Source organism: Actinophytocola oryzae (genome assembly GCF_004364325.1).
In the GTDB taxonomy this organism is placed as follows: Bacteria; Actinomycetota; Actinomycetes; order Mycobacteriales; family Pseudonocardiaceae; genus Actinophytocola; species Actinophytocola oryzae.
This window is the reverse complement of record NZ_SOCP01000028.1, coordinates 66,149-90,204: the sequence shown is the minus strand read 5'-3', so window position 1 is coordinate 90,204 and position 24,056 is coordinate 66,149. Positions and strand designations below refer to the sequence as shown.

Annotated in this window: 3 protein-coding genes and 1 pseudogene; all 4 read right to left on the bottom strand. The window is 72.1% G+C overall.

What is annotated here, in order from left to right:
- Positions 1–5,798 (bottom strand): type I polyketide synthase (locus CLV71_RS49930; protein WP_133909000.1); only part of this gene is annotated, 5,798 nt, incomplete at its 3' end.
- A gap of 30 nt (positions 5,799–5,828) precedes the next feature.
- Entirely contained in the window at positions 5,829–11,918 is a 6,090-nt protein-coding gene (locus tag CLV71_RS44450) for an SDR family NAD(P)-dependent oxidoreductase (protein ID WP_481735280.1), read from the bottom strand.
- 243 nt (positions 11,919–12,161) lie between these two features.
- Positions 12,162–14,825, bottom strand: a pseudogene (locus CLV71_RS50895) (type I polyketide synthase); the annotation flags it as partial.
- A 71-nt stretch (positions 14,826–14,896) separates the two neighbouring features.
- Positions 14,897–24,049 carry a type I polyketide synthase gene (locus tag CLV71_RS44445; protein ID WP_133909006.1) on the bottom strand — a complete coding sequence of 3,051 codons (9,153 nt, stop codon included), beginning with the start codon at positions 24,047–24,049 and terminating at the stop codon, positions 14,897–14,899.
- Between the last annotated feature and the right edge of the window lie 7 nt (positions 24,050–24,056).

Here is a 24,056-nt window from a genome sequence, read left to right as displayed (position 1 = left end):
TTGCACCTACCATCACTGGCCAAGCCGCCCTGCTTGCCGAACTCGACGAACGCACCCGGGGTCGACATGACCGTCACACCACCGGCCAACGCCAGGGAACACTCACCCTGACGCAACGACTGAGCCGCCAGATGCAGCGCCACCAACGACGACGAACACGCCGTGTCCACCGTGACCGCCGGGCCTTCCAAGCCGAACGTGTACGCCACCCGCCCGGACAGCACGCTCCCGGAGTTACCCACACCGATGAATCCCTCGACCTCGTCGGGCACAGCGGTCAGGCGAGACGCGTAGTCGTGGTACATGATGCCCGCGAACACCCCGGTGCGTGAGCCTCTCAGCTCCGTGACGTCGATTCCGGCCCGTTCGAAGGTCTCCCACGACGTCTCCAGGAGCAGTCGCTGCTGCGGATCCATCGCCAACGCCTCACGCGGCGAGATCCCGAAGAAGTCCGCGTCGAACTCCGCGGCGTCGTACAGGAACCCACCCCCGTCGGCGGACAACGAACCGACGTCCCAACCTCGGTCCGCGGGGAACGAGGACACGCCGTCGCCGCCACCCGCGACGAACTGCCACAACTCCTCCGGCGAACCAACTCCGCCGGGATAACGACAACTCATCCCCACGATCACGATCGGATCGTCGCCCACCACAGCAGGCGACACCGTGTCCCCGGCGACATCCCCACCACCGAACTCAGCTACGAGGAACTCGACCAACACACCCCCCGACGGGAAGTCGAAGACCAACGACGCAGGCAGCCGTAGACCGGTCACCACCGACAGTCGGTTCCGCAACTCGACCGCGGTCAAGGAGTCGAAGCCGAGGTCCTGGAACGCGCGGTTCGTGTCACCGGACAAGGGTTGCGCGTAGCCCAGAACGGCGGCCGCCTCGGTCCTCACCAGGTCCAGCAGCGTCGCACGGCGATCCGCCGCGGTCTGTGCCGCCAGGCGGTCGGCGAGCGATGTCCGGTCCGGCGCGGTGACGTTGGTGAGGCGGGGTCGGACCAGGCGGCGGAGCATGGCAGGCACCGCGGCGTGATCACGCAGTGCCGCCACGTCGAGGCGAACGGGTACCAACACGGCCTCGTCGAGTGACGAGGCGAGGTCGAACAACGCCAGGCCCTCGGCCGGGGCCATGGCCCGCACGCCGGAGGACGCGATCCGCCGTCGATCGGTGTCGGCGAGTTGGGCCGTCATCTCACTGTCGGTTTCCCACAGGCCCCAGGCGAGAGAGACTCCCGGCAACCCCAGCCCGCGGCGATATCCGGCCAGTCCGTCCAGGAACGCGTTCGCGGCGGCATAGTTGCTCTGTCCGGCACTGCCCAGCACCCCGGCGGCCGACGAGAACAGCACGAACATCGACAGATCCAGGTGCCGGGTCAGCTCGTGCAGATGCCACGCCCCGTCGACCTTGGGGCGCAACACACCGTCGACACGTTCCGGAGTCAGCGACTCCACCACACCGTCAGCGACAACACCCGCCACATGAACCACACCACGCAACGGGAACTCCGCCGGAACGCCCTCGATCACCGCGGCCAACGCATCACGATCAGCCACATCACACGCCACCACGGTGACCGACACACCCTGTTCGGCGAGTTCTTCCGCCAGGATCCTCATGGCCGAGGACTCCGAACCACCGCGACTCATCAGCACCAGACGCCGAACACCACGCACAACCGCGAGATGCCGGGCGACGAGACCACCCAACGCACCAGAAGCGCCGGTCACCAACACCGTCTCGTCCGCACCAAAACCAACCACATCACCCACTGGTGCCGAGGCACGCACCAGACGCGGCACGAAGACCTGATCGCCCCGCACGGCCAACTGGGACTCGCCGGCCGTCACAGCACGCCGCACCACATCCTCAACGTCGGTGTCGGCGTCGACCAACACGAAGCGACCGGGATGTTCCGACTGAACCGACCGCACCAAACCCCACACCGCCGCACCCGCGACGTCCCGCACCGCGCCACCAACAGCGACAGCACCCGCGGTCACGAACACCAGACGCGAACTCTCGGCCCGATCGCCCGCCAACCAGTCCCGCACCATCTCCAACGCCCACGAAACAGCCGAACGCACATCCTCGACCACTTCGCGCGCCGGCACCGGACACTGGACGAACACCAGTTCCGGCTCGGCACCGGCGAGAGGAAAGGTCGTCCCGATCCACTCGATCCGGAACATCGCATCGCGGACTCCCGAGCCACCAGCGGTTCCCCGCTGGTCTTTCGCCGCCTTGCGCAGGACCAGCGACTTTATCGTCGCGACCGGCACGCCGGACGTGTCCGCGACATCAAGCTCGACGGTGTCATCCCGGCGGACCATCCGCACCCGAAGCGCCGACGCACCGGCGGCGTTCGCGGAGACGCCGCGCCAGGAGGACACCAGACGGGCGTCGTCGTCCGAACTGGTCAGCGCGAGCGCGTGCAGTGCGGAGTCCACGAGGGCCGGGTGGAGCACGAACCGCGCATCGTCGGCCGCGTGGTCTTCCGGCAGGGCGACCTCCGCGAACACCTCGTCGCCGCGTCGCCACGCCGCCCGCAGGCAGCGGAAGGCAGGACCGTAGCCATATCCCCGATCGGCGAGGTCCTCGTACACGCCGTCCACGGCCATCGGCTCGGCGTCCGCGGGTGGCCACTGGCTCGGGCCGGTCGGCGCCGCGGCTTCCAGCTCGGAACCGATCACTCCGGTGGCGTGGCACGTCCACGCGTCGTCGCGTTGGGAATGGATCGTCACGGTGCGTCTGCCGGACTCGTCGGGTGTGCTGACCATCAGCTGCAACGCGACAGCGCCCTCGTCGGGCAGTGCCAGCGGTGTCGCGAGGACCAGCTCCTCGACAACAGGACACCCCACCTCCCCACCGACCCACAACGCCATCTCCACGAAAGCAGTCCCCGGCACCAACACCTCCCCCAACACCACATGATCACCCAGCCAACCGGCCAGGCCCAGAGACAACACACTGGAAAACACCACACCGCCAGGCAACTCCACCCCGTCACCCACCAACGGATGACCACCCACCCTCGGCCAGAACCGACGACGCTGAAACGCATACGTCGGCAACTCCACCCGACGAGCACCAGCGAAGAACGGTCGCCAGTCCACCCCCGCGCCACCGGTATGCAGCTCGGCCAACGCCAGTGTCGCGGTCATCGCCTCCGGACGGTCACGCCGCAACACCGGAACACAGCCGTCGACCATCGTCGACAGCACACCGGCAGGACCCAGCTCGACCCAGCTCGCGACGCCTGCGGCACGGAGGGACTCGACGGCGTCACCGAACCGAACCGTCGCCCGGGCCTGGTTCACCCAGTAGTCGGGCGAACACACGACATCCGAGCCCAGCTCCCGGCCGGTCACCGTCGACACCAACGGTATGGTCGGCGCGCCGAAGGAAAGCTCCGCCGCCACCTGCGCGAACTCACCCAGCACGGGGTCCATCAACGGCGAGTGGAACGCGTGCGACACCCGCAACCGCGTGACCTTGCGGCCTCGAGCCGCCCAGACCGCCATCACGTCGGCGACCGCGTCCGACTCCCCCGAGACGACCACCGCGGCCGGTCCGTTCACCGCCGCGACACCCACCCGATCACCAAGCCCCACCAACGACTCGACAACCTCGGCCTCGGTGGCCTGAACGGATGCCATGGCTCCGCCAGCCGGCAACTCCTGCATCAACCGCCCACGCGCCACCACCAACCGAGCGGCATCCCCCAACGACAACACACCCGCCACGTGCGCGGCGGCGATCTCACCCACCGAATGACCGACCACGAAGTCCGGCCGCACACCGCAGGACTCGAGCAGGCGGAACAGAGCTACTTCCAGCGCGAACAACGCGGGCTGCGCGTACCCGGTCTGCTCCAACAGCTCAGGGTCCCGACCCCACATCACCTCGCGAACCGGCAGCTCGAGCCCAGCGCACACGTCGTCCAGCGCCGCGGCGAAGACCGGAAAGGACTCGTACAAGCCCCGCCCCATGCCCAACCGTTGAGAACCCTGGCCGGAGAACAACATCGCCCGCGGACCTTCGACCGCCAGGCCGGAGACGATGCCACTCGACATCTCACCCCGAGCCAGCGCACCCAACCCAGCCGACAACCGGGTCCGGTCCTCGCCCACCACCACCGCGCGATGCTCCAGCACTGAACGACCGGCCAAGGACAGACCCACGTCGGCGACACTGACATCAGAGTCACCGAGGTGGGACAGCAGCTTCGTCGCCTGCGCCCGCAACGCCGCCGCACTCTTCGCGGACAACACCCATGGCACCACACCCGACGCACCCGCCGAACGTTCCACCGGACGATGTGGCGGTACCGTTGTCTCTCCGTGGGTGGTGCCGGCCGCACGCGCGCCCGGCGCCACCGGATGTCCTCCCGGTTCCGCCGCAGGCGCCTGTTCCAGAATGACGTGAGCGTTCGTCCCACTGATCCCGAAGGACGACACCCCGGCCCTACGAGGCCGGCCGACCTCGGGCCACACCGTGTTCTCGGCCAGCAACTCGACCGAACCAGCCGACCAGTCCACATGAGACGAGGGTCGATCGACGTGCAGCGACCGCGGCAACACCCCGTGCCGCATCGCCATGACCATCTTGATCACACCGCTGACGCCCGACGCGTGCTGTGCGTGGCCGATGTTGGACTTGACCGAGCCCAACCACAGGGGACGTCCCTCGGGCCGATCCTGTCCATAGGTCGCCAGCACGGCCTGCGCCTCGATCGGGTCACCCAACGTCGTGCCGGTCCCGTGCGCCTCCACCACGTCGACGTCCGATGTGGACAGACCGGCGTTCACCAACGCCTCACGGATCACCCGCCGCTGCGACGGACCATTCGGCGCGGTCAAACCGTTCGACGCACCATCCTGGTTCACCGCCGAACCGCGAACCACGGCCAACACGGGATGACCGTGACGTTCGGCGTCGGACAACCGCTCCAGCAGGAGCAGACCGACACCCTCGGACCAACCCGTCCCGTCAGCAGCGTCGGCGAACGACTTGCACCTACCGTTCGGGGCCAACCCGCGCTGCCGGCTGAAGTCGACGAAGGCGGTCGGCTGGACCATGACCGTCACGCCGCCGGCCAACGCCAGCGAGCACTCGCCGCGGCGCACCGACGCGGCCGCCAGGTGCAACGCCACCAACGACGACGAACACGCCGTGTCGATCGTCACCGCCGGACCCTCGAGGCCGAACGTGTACGCCACCCGGCCGGACACCACGCTGGTGGCGTCGCCGGTCACCACGTAGCCTTCCGCGTTCTCCGCCGACTTCCACAGGGTGGCGCCGTAGCCCTGGGACGCCGCGCCGACGAACACGCCCGTTCGGCTGCCGCGCAACGAGGACGGGTCGATGCCGGCGCGCTCGAAGGTCTCCCAGGTGGTCTCCAGCAAGAGCCGTTGCTGGGGGTCCAGGGTGACCGCCTCGCGGGGTGTGATGCCGAAGAACTCGGCGTCGAACTGGTCCGCGGTGTCGACGAACCCGCCTTCCCTGGTGTAGATGTGGCCCGTCCGGTCCGGGTCCGGGTCGTAGAGCGAGCCGATGTCCCAGCCGCGGTCGGCCGGGATCTCCGTGACGGCGTCGACCTCCTCGGCGACCAGCCGCCACAGCTCGTCCGGTGAGCCGACCCCGCCGGGATAACGACATCCCATGCCCACGATGGCGATCGGGTCCTTCTCGGCGGACTCCGCGTCCCGCAGAGCCTGACGGGTCTCCTGCAACTCGGCGATCACTCGCTTGAGGTACTCGCGGAGCTTGTCTTCGTTCGCTGTGGACACGTCGCCCCCGTCAGACGGATTCGTACTGGTTCAGGAAAGGCCGAGGTCGTTGTCGACCAGTTGGAACAGGTCGTCGTCAGTGGCCGAGTCGAGGCGGTCCTCCCGCGACGCGTCCTCGCCGCCGTTCCACCGCGCGAGCAGCGCGCGGAGCCTGCCGGCCACCAACCGCCGCTCACCGTGGTCCGGGGCCGCCACGGCCATCGCGGCCGCCAAGCGGTCCAGCTCGGTGTGCACCGGTGCCGGCTCGTCGTGGTGACCGCTTTCCACCAGCAGGTAACGCGCCAGCTCCGCGGCGTTGGGGTGGTCGAAGACGACTGTGGCCGGCAACCGCAGGCCTGTCGCCGTCCTCAGCCGGTTGCGCAGCTCGACCGCGGTGACCGAGTCGAACCCGAGCTCGCGGAAGGCACGTCGCGGCTCGACGGCCGCGGCGTCGTCGTAGCCGAGGACCGATGCCGTGTGCTCCCGGACCAGGGCCAGTGCGGCGCGGTCCCGTTCCGCCGGTGCGAGGTTCGCCAGTGGCGACTCGTCCTCCTGACCGGCCGCCTGGTCGGCGTCGGCGGCGAGGATCCGCCGCACGTCGGGCAGCTCGGACAACAGCGGGCGTGGGCGGGCCATGGTGAAGGCCGGGACGAAACGGTCCCAGTCGATCTCGGCGACGATCGCGGCCGTCTCCTGGTGGTCCACCGCGCGACGCAGGGCGTCGACGGCGAGCGCGGCGGGCATCCGCCGGACCCCGATGCGGTGCAGGTGGTCGCCGACGTCACCCTCCGCCATACCGCCACCCGCCCACGCGCCCCACGCGACCGATGTCGCCACGCGGCCCCCGGCACGACGGTGCTGCGCGAGCGCGTCGAGGAACGCGTTGGCCGCCGCGTAGGCGCCCTGGCCCGCGCTGCCCCATGCCGCGGCCCCGGACGAGAAGAACACCAACGCGTCGAGGTCGACGTCGCTGAGCAGGTCATGCAGGTGCGTCGCGCCCAGGACCTTGGCCGCCGCCACCTCGGCCAGTTCGGCGGTCGTCGTCTCCGACACCGTCGTCGCGAACTGACCGACGCCGGCGGCGTGCACCACGGCCGACAGCGAACCGTCCTCGTTGATGTCGGCCAACAGCCGGGCGACTGCCTCGCGGTCGGCCATGTCGGCTGCCGCGACCGTCACTTCCGCGCCCAGTGCCGTGAGTTCCGCCCGCAGGTCGGCCGCTCCGGGTGCCGCCACCCCTCGACGGCTGGTCAGCACCACGTGCCGGGCGCCGTTGCCGGCCAGCCACCTGGCTACCTGGGCGCCGAGCCCGCCGGTACCCCCGGTCACCAACACGGTGCCGCGGGGCTGCCACGGGTTCGCCACGACGGCGTGCGGTGCCGCCCGCACCATCCGGCGGACGTGGACGCCTGCCGCGCGGATGGCCAGGTGTTCCTCGCCGTCGGGACGGGCCAGGACGTCCACCACCCGGTCGAGTGCCTGGTCGTCGACCTCCGCGGGCAGGTCGACGAGGCCGCCCCAGGCCTGTGGCCGTTCGAGTCCGAGGACCAGTCCGAGGCCCCAGGTCATGGCCTGGCGGACGCTGGTCAGCGGATCCGACCGACCCACCGACACCGCGCCGCTGGTCACCAGCCACAACGGCGCGTCGATCCCCACGTCGGCCACGGCCCTGGCCAACAGCAGCGTGTTCACCACGCCGACCGGCAGGCCGGCGTGTTCCGGGTGTTCGCGCTCGTCCAACGCGAGCAGCGACACGACACCGTCCAGTGGCTCGGCGGTCGCCTCCCGCAGCAGCTGGTCATCGCCCGCCGTCGCCGTGACCACGCGAGCGCCGGCGTCGACGAGCCTGCGGTGCACCGATCGCGCCACGTCCCCGGTCACGTCCGGCACGACCAGCAGCCAGCGGCCGGTCAGCGCGCCGGTCCGCTCGATCCGCGACTCCCGCCACACGATGTGGTAGCGCCAGTCGTCCACCGTGGACGACAGTGCCGGCTGGGCGTCCTCGAGCCAGTACCGCTGCCGTTGGAACGCATAGGTCGGCAGTGGCACCGGCGGAGGGGCCGGCGCCGCGGCGGCGACCAGACGGCTCCAGTCCAACGGCACACCGTGCACCGCGGCCGCCGCCAGCGCCCGCACGATCCGGTCCGGCCCGCCCTCGCCGCGGCGCAGCGTGTCGAGCACCACGACCTCGGCGTCCCTGTCCTGTGCGGTCTCCTCGATCGCGGCCGTCAACACCGGATGCGGGCTGACCTCGACGAACGTCCGGTGGCCCCGGTCCATCAACTCGCCGGTGACCTGGTCGAGGCGGACGGTCTGCCGGAGGTTGCGGTACCAGTAGTCCGGGTCCAGTTCCCTGGTGTCCATCGGCCGGCCGGTCACCGTGGACCAGAAGGGGATCCGCGCCACCCCGGGAGTGATCCCCGCCAGTGCGGTGAGCAGACCGGGCCGGCTGGCGGCGATGTGCTCGGAGTGCGAGGCGTAGTCGACCGGGATCGTCCTGTTGCGGACACCGTCGGCCGCCCACCCCGCGGCCAGCTCCGCCAGTTCCGCGGGGTCGCCGGAGATCACGACCGTGCGCGGCCCGTTGATCGCGGCGATCGAGACCGAGCCGCCGAACGAGGCCAGCCGCCTCGCCACCGCGTCCTCCGGCAACGAGACGGCCACCATCCCGCCCTTGCCCGCCAGCGACAGCAGGACTCTGCCTCGCATCGCGACCACCTTCGCCGCGTCCGCGAGGGACAGGGCGCCCGCGACGTGGGCGGCGGAGATCTCACCGACCGAATGCCCGACGACCGCGGCCGGCTCGACGCCATGCGACCGCCACAGCGCCGCCAGCGACACCATCACCGCGAACATGGCGGGTTGCACGACGTCCGCGCGGTGCAGCAACGACTCGCCCGACGCGTCCGAGGTCTCCCGGAGCAGGTCGAGCAACGACCAGTCGACATGGGGAGCCAGGGCGTCCGCACAGGCCTCGAGGTACGCGGCGAAGACAGCCGAGGTGTCCAGGAGGCTCGCGGCCATGCCGACCCACTGCGGACCGAGTCCGGGGAAGACGAACACCACCGGGCCGGCCGGCGCGGCGACCGCCTGCACGACGTCCGGGGCCGAACCACCCGCCGCCACGGTCGCCAGGCCGCGGCAGAGGTCCTGCCTGTCGCGCCCGAGGATCGCCGCCCGGTGCTGGAACTTGGCCCGGGTGGTGGCGAGCGCGTGGCCGACGGCGGCCGCCCCCAGTTCCGGTCGCGTCCCGACGTGTGTGTGCAGCAGCGCCGCCTGTGCACGCAACGCTTCCCTGCTCCGGGCCGTCACCAGCCACGTAACCGGTCGACCGGAGGGTTCGGCGTCCTCCCCGATGTCCTGCGCGGCGTCCCGCGGCACGTGTTCCAGCACGACGTGGGCGTTCGTGCCGCTGATCCCGAACGACGACACCCCGGCGCGTCGGGGCCGACCCGTCCTCGGCCACGGGGTGTTGTCGGTGACCAGTGCCACGGCGCCTGCCGACCAGTCCACGTGCTGTGACGGTTCGGCCGCGTGCAGGGACTTCGGCAGCAGCCCGTCGCGCATGGCCAGCACCATCTTGATCACGCCGCCGATACCGGCCGCGGCCTGCGTGTGGCCGATGTTCGTCTTCAGCGACCCCACCAGCAGGGGCTGGTCCGCCGGGCGGCCCTGACCGTAGGTGGCGAGCAGTGCCTGTGCCTCGATCGGGTCACCCAGCGCGGTGCCCGTGCCGTGCGCCTCGACCGCGTCCACGTCCGAGGTCCCCAGTCCGGCACGCGCCAGTGCCTGGGTGATGACCCGTCGTTGGGACGGACCGTTCGGTGCGGTCAGGCCGTTGCTGGCACCGTCCTGGTTGACGGCGGAACCGCGCAGCAGCGCGAGCACCGGGTGACCGTTGCGCCTGGCGTCCGACAGGCGCTCCAGCAGCACCAACCCGGCGCCCTCGGCCAGCGCGAACCCGTCGGCGGCCGACGAGAAGGCCTTGCACCGGCCGTCCCGCGCCAACCCGCGCTGGCGGCTGAACCCGACGAAGGCGTCGGGGGCGGACATCACCGTGACACCACCGGCCAGGGCGAGCGTGCTCTCGCCCTGGCGCAGCGACTGGGCCGCCAGGTGCAACGCCACCAGGGACGACGAGCACGCCGTGTCCACGGTGACGGCGGGACCTTCCAGGCCGAGCGCGTAGGCGACCCGGCCGGAGGCGACGCTGGACGCGCCACCGGTCACGAGGTAGGCCGTGGCGGAGTCCGGTGTCCGCCGCAGCCGCGTGCTGTAGGCCTGGTCCCCCATTCCCACGAACACCCCGACCTGGCTGCCACGCAACGACATCGGGTCGATCCCGGCCCGCTCGACCGCCTCCCAGGCGATCTCCAGGAGGATCCGTTGCTGTGGGTCCATCGCGACGGCCTCGCGCGGGCTGATCCCGAAGAACTCCGCGTCGAACTGGTCGGCGTCGTGCAGGAAACCACCCTCGCGCACGTAGGTCGTGCCGGGGTGGTCCGGGTCGGGGTCGTAGAGCCGGTCGGTGTCCCAGCCGCGACTGTCCGGGAACGCCGAGATCACGTCCCTGCCCTCGGTCACGAGCCGCCACAGGTCGTCCGGACCGCGCACCCCGCCGGGGTACCGGCAGCTCATCGCGACGATGGCCACCGGGTCGTCGGCCAGGTCGGCGGCGACAGCCCCGGTCGTGGTCACCGCCTCGGCCTGGCCGGAGATCCGTTCACCGAGGTAGCGGGCCAGCGCGGTCACCGTGGGCTGGTCGAACACGAGGGTGGCGGGCAGCCGCAGTCCGCTCGCCGCGGCGAGCCGGTTGCGCAGGTCGACGGCGGTCAGCGAGTCGAACCCGAGGTCGGTGAACGCCCGTCCCGCCTCGACGGCGTCCGGCACCTGGTGACCGAGGACGGCGGCGGCCTGCGCCCGCACCAGCTCCACGAGCGCGTGGTCGCGTTCCGCCTCGGTCAGCCCGGTCAGGGTGGCCGCCAACCCGGTCGGCGTGCCGGGCACGTCCTGCCGGTCCCACGGCCGCTGTGGTTCGGCGAGCTCCTCGATCAGCGGGCTCGGCCGGGCGCCGGTGAACACGGGGACGAACGTCCGCCAGTCCACGTCGGCGATGACGGCCGTCGGCTCGTCGTGGTCGAGCGCGGTCCGCAGCGCCGCCAGCGCCGGTCGTGGAGCGAGGAGCCGAACGCCTCTGCGGCGCAGGGTGTCGTGCAGGGACTCGTCGATCATGCCACCGCCCGCCCACGGCCCCCACGCGACCGACAGCACGGGGAAACCCCGCCGCCGCTGCTGTCCTGCCACGGCCTCCAGCTCCGCGTTGGCCGCCGCGTACGCGCCGTGCTCCGCGACTCCCCACACCGCGGCGATGGAGGAGAACAGCACGAACGCGTCCAGGGCGTCGGGGTCCAGCAGGTCGAACAGGTTCCGCGCGCCGGTCACCTTGCCCTCGGCCGCCTCGGCGAAGTCCGAGCGACCGGTTCCGGCGAGTGGCGCCAGGGTGGCGACCCCGGCGGCGTGCACCACCGCGCGGATCGTCGGGCCATGCTCGTCGACGAGGCGCCGCACGGCCTCCCGGTCGGCGACATCGCAGGCCACCACCGTCAGCCGGGTGCCGGACCCGGCGAGCTGCGACCGCAGTCCGTCCAGCTGCGGGCCGTCTCCCCGGCGACCGACGAGGAGCACGTGCTCCGCCCCGTTCGCGGCGAGCCAGCGTGCGACGTGCCCACCCAGTGCTCCGGTGCCACCGGTGACCAGTGTCGTCTCCCGTGGTCGCCAGGACCTCGGTGCCGCGGTCGACAGCGGGGCCCGCACGAGCCGACGCGCGAACACACCCGACGTGCGGATCGCGACCTGGTCCTCGGTCCCGAGCAACACCTCGCACAACCGCTCCAGCACGCTGTCGTCGACCGGGTCGGGCAGGTCGACCAGGCCACCCCAGGCCCGCGGGTGCTCCAGCGCGGCGACCCGTCCGACGCCCCAGATCGCCGCCTGTGCCGGGTCTTCCGGCCGGTCGGTCCCGTCGACCGAGACCGCGCCGCTGGTGAGGCACCACACCGGCGCCTCGACCCCGGCCGCCTCCAGTGCCTGCGGCAGCGCGGCGACCGAGGCGGGATCGTCGGTCGTGGTGAGGCAGAGCACCCCGTCGACGGGTGCGGCCTGGCGAAGCGCCGACGTGTCGGCCACACCCGTGCGGAGGATCGTGACGTCCGCCCCGGTCGCCGTGAGAGCCGTGCCGATCCGGCCGACCAGGTCGTCCTGACGGTCGTCCGCGCCGAGCACGAGCCACCTGCCCGGCCGTGTGGTCGCCGACGCGCGGGGCACCGGCCGCCAGACGACCCGGTAGCGCATCGTGTCCCCGCCGGACTGCTGGCGGGGCGGAGTCAGCCAGTACCGCTGTCGTTGGAACGCGTAGGTCGGGAGGTCGACCCGACGGCCGCCACTGCCCGCGAAGAACCGGCCCCAGTCGACTCGCACGCCCAGCACATGGGCCCGTGCCAGGGAGAGCAGCGCACGGGAGGTTCCGCCGTCGTCGCGGCGCAGCGACTCGACGGCGACCGCGCCGTCCACGTCCTCGATGCTCGCGGTGAGCACCGGGTGCGGACTCGCTTCGAGGAAGACGTCGTGTCCGCCGGCCAGCAGACCCCGGACGGCCCGCTCGAACAGCACCGGCTCGCGCAGGTTGCGGTACCAGTAGTCGGCGCCCAGTTCGGCGGTGTCGAGCCACGTGCCGGTGACCGACGAGAAGAAGGGCACCTCGCCCGTGCGTGGCCGGATGTCGGCCAGTTCGGCGGCCAGCCGGTCGCGGATGCGTTCCACCTGCCCGGAGTGCGACGCGTAGTCCACGGGGAGCAGCCGGACCCTGACGTCCATGGCGGCCAGGCGGTCACGCAGCTCGGCCAGTGCCGCCGGGTCACCGGACACGACGGTCGACGCGGGACCGTTGACCGCCGCGACCGCGAGTTTCCCGTCCCACGCCTCGACCATGGCGGTGAGCCGCTCCACCGGCAGCGCCACCGACATCATCCCGCCGGTCCCGGCCAGCACCCGCAACGCCTTGGCTCGCAGGGCGACGACCTTCGCCGCGTCGCGGAGGGACAGTCCGCCTGCCACACAGGCCGCGGCGATCTCGCCCTGCGAGTGGCCCGTCACCGCGGCCGGCTCGACACCCCACGACCGCCACAGCGCCGCCAGCGACACCATCACCGAGAACAGCGCCGGCTGCACGACGTCCACCCGGCCCAGGGCGTCCTGGTCGCCGAGCACGTCGAGCAACGACCAGTCGACGAAGGGGGCGAGCGCCTCGGCGCAGTCACGCATCCGGTCACCGAACACCGGGGACGACTCGACCAGCTCCAGCGCCATGCCCGGCCACTGCGAACCCTGTCCCGGGAAGACGAACACGACCCTTCGGTCCACCTCGGCCGGTCCGCGGACGACTCCGTGTGCCTCGGCCGCGTTGGCGAGCGCGGACAGGCCGGCGAGCAGTTCGCTCTCGTCGCGTCCGACGACCACGGCCCGGTGTTCCAGCGCCGCACGCGTCGTCGCCAGCGAGAACCCGACGTCGAGCGGATCGACGTCGGGTGTCTCGGCCAGCGCGGACAGCAACTGCCCGGCCTGCGCCCGCAGTGCCTCCTCGGTGCGAGCGGAGAGCGGCCACGGGATGTCCGCGCCGGTCACCCGCTCGTCGGGAACCGTGTCGTGGTCGGGCGCCTGCTCGAGGACCGCGTGCGCGTTGGTGCCGCTCACACCGAACGACGAGACGGCCGCACGCCGCCTGTCGGTCTCCGGCCACGGGGTGCCCTCGGTGACCAGCCGCACCGCGCCGGCCGACCAGTCCACGTGGGGGGTGGGCTCGTCGACGTGCAGTGTCGGCGGCACGTGACCGTGCCGCATGGCCATCACCATCTTGACGACCCCGCCGATCCCGGCGGCCGCCTGCGCGTGACCGATGTTGGACTTGAGCGACCCCAACAGCAGCGGGTGGCCGGACCGGGCGTGGCCGTAGGTCGCCAGCAGCGCCTCGGCCTCGATCGGGTCACCCAGCCGGGTACCGGTGCCGTGCGCCTCCACGACGTCGACGTCGGCGAACGACAGCCCCGCGGCGGCGACGGCCCGGCGGATCACCTGCTCCTGCGCCGGACCGCTCGGGGCGGTCAGCCCGTTGCTCGCGCCGTCGTGGTTGACCGCACTGCCACGCAGCAGTGCCAGCACCGGATGGGCGTTCCCGACCGCGTCGGACAGTCGTTCGACCAGCAGCACACCCGCGCCCTCCGCCCAGCCGGTGCCGTCCGCGCCTGCCGCGAACGACTTGCACCGCCCGTCCGGCGCCAACCCCCGCTGCCTGCTGAACTCGACGAACATGCCGGGGTTGGCCATCACGGTGACCCCCGCCGCGAGCGCCAGCGAACACTCACCCCGGCGCAGGGCCTGGGCCGCGAGGTGCAGCGCGACCAGCGACGACGAACAGGCGGTGTCGATGGTGACGGCAGGACCCCGCAGCCCGAACGTGTAGGCCACCCGGCCGGACGCCACGCTGGCGGTGCTGCCGGTCAGCAGGTAGCCGTCGTAGCCCTCGGCTCCCTCGTGCAGCCGGGGACCGTAGTCCTGGGTGATCGCGCCGACGAACACCCCGGTGTCGCTGCCCCGCAGCGAGGTGGGATCGATGCCGCCCCGCTCGAAGGTCTCCCAGGCGACCTCCAGCAACAGCCGCTGCTGCGGATCGATCGCGGCCGCCTCGCGCGGGCTGATGCCGAAGAACTCGGCGTCGAAGTCCGCGGCGTCCGCCAGGAAACCGCCTTCCCTGGTGACGGCGGTACCCGGCCGGTCGGGATCCGGGTCGTACAGACCGTCGAGGTCCCAGCCACGGCCGGTGGGAAAGCCGGAGACGGCGTCGCGGCCTTCGGACACCAGCTGCCACAGCTGTTCGGGCGTGCGCACGCCGCCCGGGTACCGGCACCCCATCGCCACGATCGCTATCGGTTCGGTCGCCGCGCCCTGCACCTCGCGCAGCCGCCGACGGGTCTCCTGCAGGTCGACGGTCACCCGCTTCAGGTAGTCGACTACCTTCTCCTGGTCCACCACTCTCGTCAGCTCCTCAAGCGAAGTGCGTGGTCGCGTCACGATCTGTCGAGCTCGCGGTCGATGAGGTCGAAGATCTCGTCGACGCCGGCCGACTCGATCCGCCTCCTGGCGTCGTCCGGCTCGCCGGTCACCGGTTCGTCCCACGCCGCCAGCAGGTCGTGGAGTCTCGCGACGACCTGGTCGCGGTACCCGGCCGCGCTGGGGAAGGCGGCCAGTCCGCTGAGCAGACCGTCCAGTTCGGACGGCATCGCCGTCGGGTCGGCAGCCTGCTCGGCGTCCAGCTCTCGCAGCAGGCGGTCGGCCAGCGCGGCCGGTGTGGGGTTGTTGAACAGCAGCGTGGCCGGCAGGGGCCTGCCCATCGCGGTGCCGAGGCGGTTGCGTAGTTCCAGTGCGGCCAACGAGTCGAACCCCTGGGTGTTGAACGGGGAGCGTGGCTCGACCCGCGTCGGATCGGCATGGCCGAGCACGGCCGCGGCGTGGGTGCGCACCACCATGAGCACCGCGTGGTCCCGTTCCGCGGCGGGGGTCTCGGCCACCAGCTCCCGCAACGAGCGCGTCTCGGGTGCCGCGGCGGGCGGGGGTGTCGTGACGGGCGGGACCCGTGTGCTGTCCGGCCTGGCCGCGACGAGCAACGCCTCGTCCGCCTCGAGAGCCGCGTCGAACAGCGCCAGTCCCTGCTCGGGGCGGACGGGGAACGCTCCGGCCCGGTACAGCCGGGTGAGATCGACGTCGTCGAGGACGTCTGCCAGACCACCGACCCCGATCCACGGTCCCCACGCCACCGAGGTCGCGGGCAGCCCCAGCGCACGGCGGTGGTGGGCGAGGCCGTCCATGAACGCGTTCGCGGCGGCATAGGCGGCCTGACCCGCGTTGCCCACCACACCCGCCACCGAGGAGAAGAGCACGAACGCCGTGAGGGGCATGGCCGCGGTCAGTTCGTGCAGGTTCGCCGCGCCGTCCACCTTGGACCTGAGTACGGCCGAGAGCCGCTGTGGCGTCAGGTCCTCGACGACACCGTCGTCGACCACGCCGGCCACGTGCACCACCGCGGTCAACCGGTGCCCGGTCAGCAGCGCGGCGAGGTCCTCACGATCGCCGACGTCGCACGCCGCGAGCGTCACCTTGGCGCCGAGGGTGGACAGCTCGTCGACCAACTCGCCGGCACCCGGCGCCGCCGGTCCACGACGGCTGACGAGCAGCAGGTGCCGGACGTCGTGCGCTCGCACGAGGTGGCGGGCCACCAGCCCACCCAGCGCGCCGGTCGCACCGGTCACCAACACCGTGCCGTCGGCGCCGATCGGCTGCCGCACGGTGAGGACGAGCTTGCCGACATGCCGCGCCTGGCCGAGATCACGCAGTGCCCCCGGCGCGCCGCGCAGGTCGCACGTCGTGATCGGCAACGGTCGCAGTGCGCCCCGGTCGACCAGTCCCAGTACGGCGGTGAGCATCCGGCTGATGTGGTCATGGTCCAGCGCCAACAGGTCGAACGACTGGTAGGACACGCCTTCCGGCGTTCGGGGACCGGTCTTGCCGACCTCGATGAACCGCCCGCCCTCGGCCAGCAGCCGCAGCGACGCGTCCACGAACTCGCCGGCCAACGAGTTCAGCACGACATCGACGCCCCGCCCCGTGACCGCGCGGAAGTCCTCCTCGAACCGCACCGTGCGCGACGACGCGACGTGCTTGTCGTCCAGCCCCAGCACCGGCCACTTCGCTTCGCTCGCCGTGCCGAACACCTCCGCGCCCAGGTGTCGCGCCAGCTGTGTCGCGGCCATCCCGAGGCCACCCGCCGCGGCGTGCACCAGGACCGACTCACCCGCCCTGAGGTCGGCCAGCTCGACCAGCGCGTGGTACGCGGTCAGGAACACCACCGCGGCCGACGCGGCCTCGGCGAAGGACCAGTCGGCCGGGATCGGGGCCAGTGTGCGGTGATCGGTGACGGTCACGGGTCCGAAGCAACCGGGCATGAGGCCGAACACCCGGTCACCCACGGCGAGCCCGGACACTCCTGCTCCGACGGCCAGCACCACTCCCGCGCCCTCGATCCCCAGCGGCCCCGGATCACCCGGGTACCGGCCGAGGACGTTGAGCACATCCCGGAAGTTGACGCCCGCGGCGTGGACGGCCACTCGGACCTGCCCGTCACCCAGCGGCCGCGTGCCGTCGGCGGTCGCGGCCACCGTCACGTTCTCGAACGTGCCACGGTCGGTGATCGCCAACCGCCACGCGGGGTCCTCGGGGACCGCGAGCCGCGCCGAACCGTCCACCGGGGACAGACGTGGGAGGAGGAGCTGGCCGTGCCGCACGGCCAGCCGCGGCTCCGCCGAGTCCACCGGTGGCCCCGGGGACTCGTCGTCCACCAGGACGAACCGGCCAGGATGCTCCGACTGGGCCGACCGCACCAGTCCCCACACGGCCGCGCCCGCGAGATCCGCGACGCCCTCACCAGAAGAGGTCGCGACCGCCCGACACGTGCGGACCACCAGCCGGCTGCCGGCGAACCGTACGTCGGCCAGCCATGCCTGGAGCAGGCCGAGCACGTCGGACACCACGGCGTGGGCACGGGCCGCGGTGTCGGCACCCGCCGGTGTCGACACCGGGGCCACGACCACCGCCGGTACCGTGCGCAACGCCGCCAGGCCCTGAGGCGTTGCGGAGGCGAGTGCGGTCCAACTGTCCACGGTGTCCGACTGCGACGACGCGGGCACCCAGTCGAGGCGCAGCAACGGATCCGTCCGGCCCAGCCAGTCACCCGCCACCGGACGTACCGTCAGAGCGTCGATCGCGAAGAGCCGGCGGCCGGTGTCGGCGTCGACACCCGACACGGACACCGTGTCGTCGTCCAGCAACGAACAGCGCACCCGCACCGTGTTCGCCGGCTCCTCGGACCAGGCCACTCCCGCGAAGGCGAAGGGCAGCCCGAGCCGTCCGTCGCCGCCGACGAGCCGGTCCTCGGCCAGGACGTGCAACGCCGCGTCCAGCAGGGCGGGATGCGGGGTGAACGATCCCGCCGCCGGCTGGGGCAGCCGGACCTCGGCGAACAGGTCGGTGCCGCGCCGCCATGCCGAGCGCAGCCCTCGGAATGCCGGTCCGTAGCCGAAGCCGTGCGCGGCCAGCCGGTCGTACAGCCGTTCGGGGTCCGATTCCACGGCCCCGTCGGGCGGCCAGACCGGATCCGTCGTGGACGATGGGCCGTCACCCGTAGCGAGCGTGCCGCTCGCATGCCGCCGCCAGCCCGATCCGGTCGCGGGTCGGGCACTGACACGTACCGGGCGTCGCCCGGACTCCTCCGGCGCGCCGACGAGAACCTGTAGCGCGAGTCCGCCGTCGTCCGGCAGCACGAGGGGGGCTTCCAGGACCAGCTCTTCGACACGGTCACAGCCGACCCGCCGCGCCGCGGTCATCACCAGCTCCAGCAGCGCGGTGCCCGGCAGTACGACCGTGCCGTGGACGGCGTGGTCGGCCAGCCACGGGTGTGCCGCCAACGACACCTCGCCGACGAACACGGTCCGCTCGCCGTCCGCCACAGCGATCTCCCCGCTGAGCAGCGGGTGGTCCAGCGCGGTGACACCGGGTGTGCCGCCCGGACGTGCCGCCGGCAGCCAGTACCGCTCGCGCTGGAACGGATACGTGGGCAGGTCGACGCGGCCTGCGCCGAGCCCGTCGAACGCGGCTGCCCAGTCCACGTCCGTGCCCAGCGTGTACAGCCGCGCCACCGCCGAGGTCAGCGTCGCCAGCTCCGGCCGGTCCCGGCGCAGCGCCGCGACGAACTCGACCGCGTCGTCCTCATCCGTCAGGCAGTCCTGCCCCATCGCCGTGAGGACCGCGTCCGGCCCCAGCTCGAGGCAGCGGTCCACGCCGCCGCGCACGAGGCCGCGGACGCCGTCGAGAAAGCGGACCGGGCGGCGCACGTGCGCCGCCCAGTAGTCCGGGCTGCCCAGTTCGGCCGGTTCGGCGATCCGGCCGGTGACGTTGGAGACGACCGGGACGACGGGTGGCCGGAAGGTCAGCGTGGCCGCGACGCGGTGGAAGTCGGCGACCATCGCGTCCATCCGCGGGGAGTGGAAGGCGTGGCTGACCGCCAGCTTCTTCGTCGCCCGACCCCGCGCCGTCCAGTACCTGGTCACGTCGTCGACCGCGTCCGCGTCACCGGAGACCACGGTCGCGGCCGGACCGTTCACCGCGGCGACGGCGACCCTGTCGTCACGCGGACCGGCCAGCACCTCGGCCTCGCCGGCCTGGATCGAGGCCATCGCACCGCCCGCCGGCAGCGCCTGCATGAGTCTTCCCCTCGCCAGCACCAGCGTGCACGCGTCGTCGAGGTCGAACACGCCCGCGCAGTGCGCCGCGGCCAGCTCACCGACCGAATGTCCCAACAGGACATCCGGTCGCAGGCCCCACTTCCACAGCGCCCGGAACAACGCGACCTCGACCGCGAAGAGAGCCGGCTGGGCGTACCCGGTCCGGTCGAGCAGCTCCGCGTCGGCCGTCCCCGGCTCGGCGAGCACGACCTCACGCAACGGCCGGTCGAGGTGCGGGTCCAGCCGAGCGCACACCTCGTCGAACGCCGCCGCGAACGCCGGGACGTCCCGGTGCAGTTCCTGCCCCATGCCCGGGCGCTGGCTGCCCTGGCCGCTGAACAGGAACGCGAGTGTGCCGTTCGCGCCTGCCCTTCCGGGTGCGGTCGCTCCGGTGGCCAGCGCGGACAGGCCGTGCCGGAGGTCGTCCGGGTCGGCGCCGACCACCACCGCGCGGTGCTCGAACGCGGACCGCGTGGTCGCCAGCGACCAGCCGACGTCGACCGGATCGTCCGCGCACGACGCCAGTCGGCCGGCCATGGCGCGCAACGCCACGGGATCCTTCGCGGAGATCACCCACGGCACGACCCGGCCCGCGGTGTGCGGCCGTGCTCGCGGGACCTCGGGCGGCTGTTCGAGGATCAGGTGCGCGTTCGTCCCACTGATCCCGAACGAGGACACCGCGGCCCGCCGGGGCTTTCCGGTGGCAGGCCACGGTCTGGACTCGGTCAGCAGCCGGACGGTGCCCCCGGACCAGTCCACCTCGGGCGAGGCGTCGTCGGCGTGCAGGGTCCTGGGCAGTGTCCCGTGGCGCATCGCCATCACCATCTTGATGACGCCGCCGGCACCCGCGGCCGCCTGGGTGTGTCCCACGTTCGACTTCAGCGAACCGAGGAACAGCGGCCGGTCGGCCGGACGGGCCGTGCCGTAGGTCGCCATCAGGGCATGCGCCTCGACGGGATCGCCCAGCCTCGTCCCGGTGCCGTGCGCCTCCACCGCGTCGACCTCGTCGGGCGACAGCCTGGCGGCGGCGAGTGCCTGGCGGATGACGCGCTGCTGGGCGAGGCCGTTCGGCGCCGTCAGACCGTTGCTCGCGCCGTCGTTGTTGACCGCGGTACCACGCACGATCGCCAGGACCTCGTGGCCGTTGCGCCGGGCGTCGGAAAGCCGCTCCAACAGCAGCACACCGGCACCTTCGGCCCAGGCCGTGCCGTCCGCGTGAGCCGAGAAGGGCTTGCAGCGCCCGTCCGGTGCCAGCCCTCGTTGCCTGCTGAACTCCACGAACATGCCCGGCGTGGACATGACGGTGGCACCACCGGCCAATGCCAGCGAGCACTCCCCCTGTCGCAACGCCTGGACCGCGAGGTGCACGACGACCAACGACGACGAACAGGCCGTGTCCACGGTCAGCGCGGGGCCCTGCAGACCGAGCGCGTACGCGACGCGGCCAGACGCGACGCTCGTCGAGCCTCCGGTGAGCAGATAGCCGGCCAGCTCCTCGCCGCCCTGGTCCAGGCGCGGCGCGTAGTCCTGGCCCATCACACCGACGAAGACGCCGGTGTCACTGCCCCGCAGCGTGGTCGGGTCGATGCCCGCGCGCTCCACCGCCTCCCAGGCCGTCTCCAGCAACAACCGCTGCTGCGGATCCATCGCGACCGCCTCGCGCGGCCCGATGCCGAAGAACGCCGCGTCGAACCCGCCCGCGTCGCCGAGGAAACCGCCCGCACGCACGTAGCTGGCCCCCGGCCGGTCGGGATCCCGGTGGTAGAGCGCGGCCAGGTCCCAGCCCCGGTCACGGGGGAATCCGGAGATGGCGTCCCTACCGTCGACCACCAGCTGCCACAACTGCTCGGGAGTACTGACGCCACCGGGGTAGCGGCAACTCATGGCCACGATCGCGATCGGCTCGTCGGCGGCAGGCCCGGATCGCGCGGGACGTGGCGCCGACGGACCTGGTTCGCCGCTCCCGCGGCCGGAACCGGACAGCGCGTCGGCCAGGAACGCGGCCAGCCGATCGGGCGAGGGATGGTCGAACAACACCGTTGTCGGGAAGTCCAGCGACGTGGCCTCGGCCAGCTGGTTGCGCAGCCGCACGGTGGTGACCGAGTCGAAGCCCAGTTCCTTGAACGGCAGCCGGGTGTCCACGGCGTCGCGGTCACGGTGCCCGAGTACCGCGGCGACGTGCGAGCGCACCAGTTCCCACGGATCGCGGGACTCGGTGACACCCTGGGGCGAGACCGCGGGAGGCACGTCGTCCAACCAGTACCGCTGCCGTTGGAACGCATAGGTCGGCAGTTCGACCCGCCTGCGGGCGTCGTCGGCGAACGCCTCCTCCCAGCGGACACGGACGCCACGGACGTGCGCCTCGCCCACCGAAGCCAGAAACCGTTCCCGCCCCCCGTCGTCCCGCCGCACGGTGCCGATGGCCATGCCTGGCGTCCCGTTGTCTCGCAACGTGTCCTGCAGACCGGCGACCAGCAGAGGATGGGAGCTCACCTCGACGAAGGCCCGGTAGCCGGCCCGCGTCATGCGGCGCACGGTCGGGTCGAAGAGCACCGTGTCACGCAGGTTCCGGTACCAGTACCCGCCATCCAGCGCGGTTCCGGCCAGCTCGTCACCGGTCACCGTGGAATAGAAGGGAATCCGTGCCGTCCTCGCCATCACACCGCCGAGCGCCCGCCGCAGCCGCTCCTGGATCGCCTCGACCTGCGCGGAGTGCGAGGCGTAGTCCACCGCGATCCGCTTGGCCCGCACGTCGTCGCCGAGCAGTTCGGCCAGCACCTCGTCGATGGCGTCGGAGTCACCGGACACCACTGTCGAAGCGGGGCCGTTGATCGCGGCGACGGAGAGCCGCTCGCCGTACTGCCCGATGCGGTGTCGCAACCGGTCCTCGGCCAACGGCACGGACGCCATGCCGCCGCGCCGCGTCAACGCGCTCAACGCCCGGCTGCGCAACGTCACCACAGCCGCGGCGTCCTCGAGCGACAGCGCTCCCGCGACACACGCGGCGGCGATCTCGCCCTGGGAGTGCCCGATCACCGCGTCGGGTTCGACCCCGTAGGACCGCCACAGTGCGGCCAGCGAGACCATCACCGCGAACGACGCGGGCTGCACGACGTCCACCCGCCGCAGCATGTCCGCGTCCCCGAGCACCTCCGTCAGGGCCCAGTCCACGAACGGGGCGAACGCGCGCTCGCACTCGAGCATCCGCTCGCGGAACACCGGCGCGTCCTCCCACAGGGACAGCCCCATTCCCGCCCATTGCGCGCCCTGCCCGGGAAAGACGAAGACGAGACCGCCGTCGAGGTCCGCGGTCCCCGTGACGAGCCCGGCGGCGACGTCCCCACCGGCGAGGGCGTCCAGTCCGGCCAGCAGTTCCGCGCGCGTGTCACCGACGACGACGGCCCGGTGGTGGAAGCTGGAGCGGGCGGACGCGAGGGAGAACCCGATCTCGGCCGGTTCGAGGTCGGACCGGGTGTCCACATGGGACCGGAGGCGGGCGGCCTGTGCACGCAACGCGGCCGTCGTCCGGCCCGACACCACCCAGGGCACGAGCCCGGCGCCGGCGCGTCGCGGTCGCGGGGCCGCCTGGTACTCCGACACCAGGACGTGGCAGTTCGTCCCGCCGAAGCCGAACGAGCTGACTCCGGCCACCAACGGGCCGTCGCCCGCCGGCCACGGCTGCGTGCTCGTCGGCACCCGGAGGTTCACCGCGTCCCAGTCGATCGCCGGGCTGGGGGTCTCGAAGTTCAGGCTGGCCGGTATCAGTCGGTTCTCGAGCGCCAGCACCACCTTCAGCAGTCCGGCGATACCGGCGGCACCCTCCAGGTGTCCGATGTTGGTCTTGACCGACCCCACCGGCAGCGGGTCGCCCCCGCCTCGGGCCACGCCGAAGGCGGCACCCACCGCCGCGGCCTCGACCGGATCGCCGACCCTGGTGCCGGTGCCGTGCAGTTCGACGTACCGCACCTCGCCGGGGGCGATCCCGGCCCGGTCGCACGCGGAGAGCAGAACCTCCTGCTGTGCCGAGCGGCTCGGGGTGGTGAGCGTCTCGGAGGGACCGTCGTTGTTCACCGCGCTGCCGCGGACGACGGCGTGAATCTCGTCGCCGTCGGCCACCGCCCGCGCCAGTGGCTTGAGCACGACCACACCGCCGCCCTCGCCGCGAACGAATCCGTTGGCGCGTGCGTCGAAGGTGTGACAGCGGCCGTCCGGCGACAACCCGCCGAACTTCGCGGCGATCACGGTGCTGTCCGGCACCAGGTCGAGGTTCACCCCGCCGGCCAGCGCGAGCGTGCACTCCCCGCGGCGGAGGCTCGCCGCGGCAAGGTGGACGGCGACCAGCGAGGACGACTGTCCTGAGTCGACGGTCAGGCTGGGGCCGCGCAGACCGAGCACGCTCGACAGCCGGTTGGCGATGATACCGCGATGCAGTCCGGCCATCGTGTGGTGCGAGATCGTTTCCGTACCACCCCGGTGCACGAGGCTCGCGTAGTCGTCCCAGATGGCTCCGACGAAGACCGCGGTCCGGCTCCCGTGTATGGCGTCCGGCACGATGCCGGCGTGCTCGAGTGCCTCCCAGCCCAGTTCGAGCACCAGTCGCTGTTGCGGGTCCATGGCGGCGGCCTCGCGAGGGGAGATGCCGAAGAAACCGGGATCGAACTCGTCGACGGCCGCCAGGAAGCCGCCCCACCGCGTGTTCGCCCTGCCCGGTGCGGCGGGGTCGGCGTCGAACAACGCGTCCGCGTCCCACCGGTCGGCAGGCGTCGGCACGATCGCGCTGGTGCCGTCGCTCAACAGCTGCCAGAAGGCGGCCGGATCGGCGGCGCCGGGTAACCGGCAGGCCATTCCGACGATGGCGATCGGCTCGTCGAGTGGTGTCGCGTGCATGTCCTGC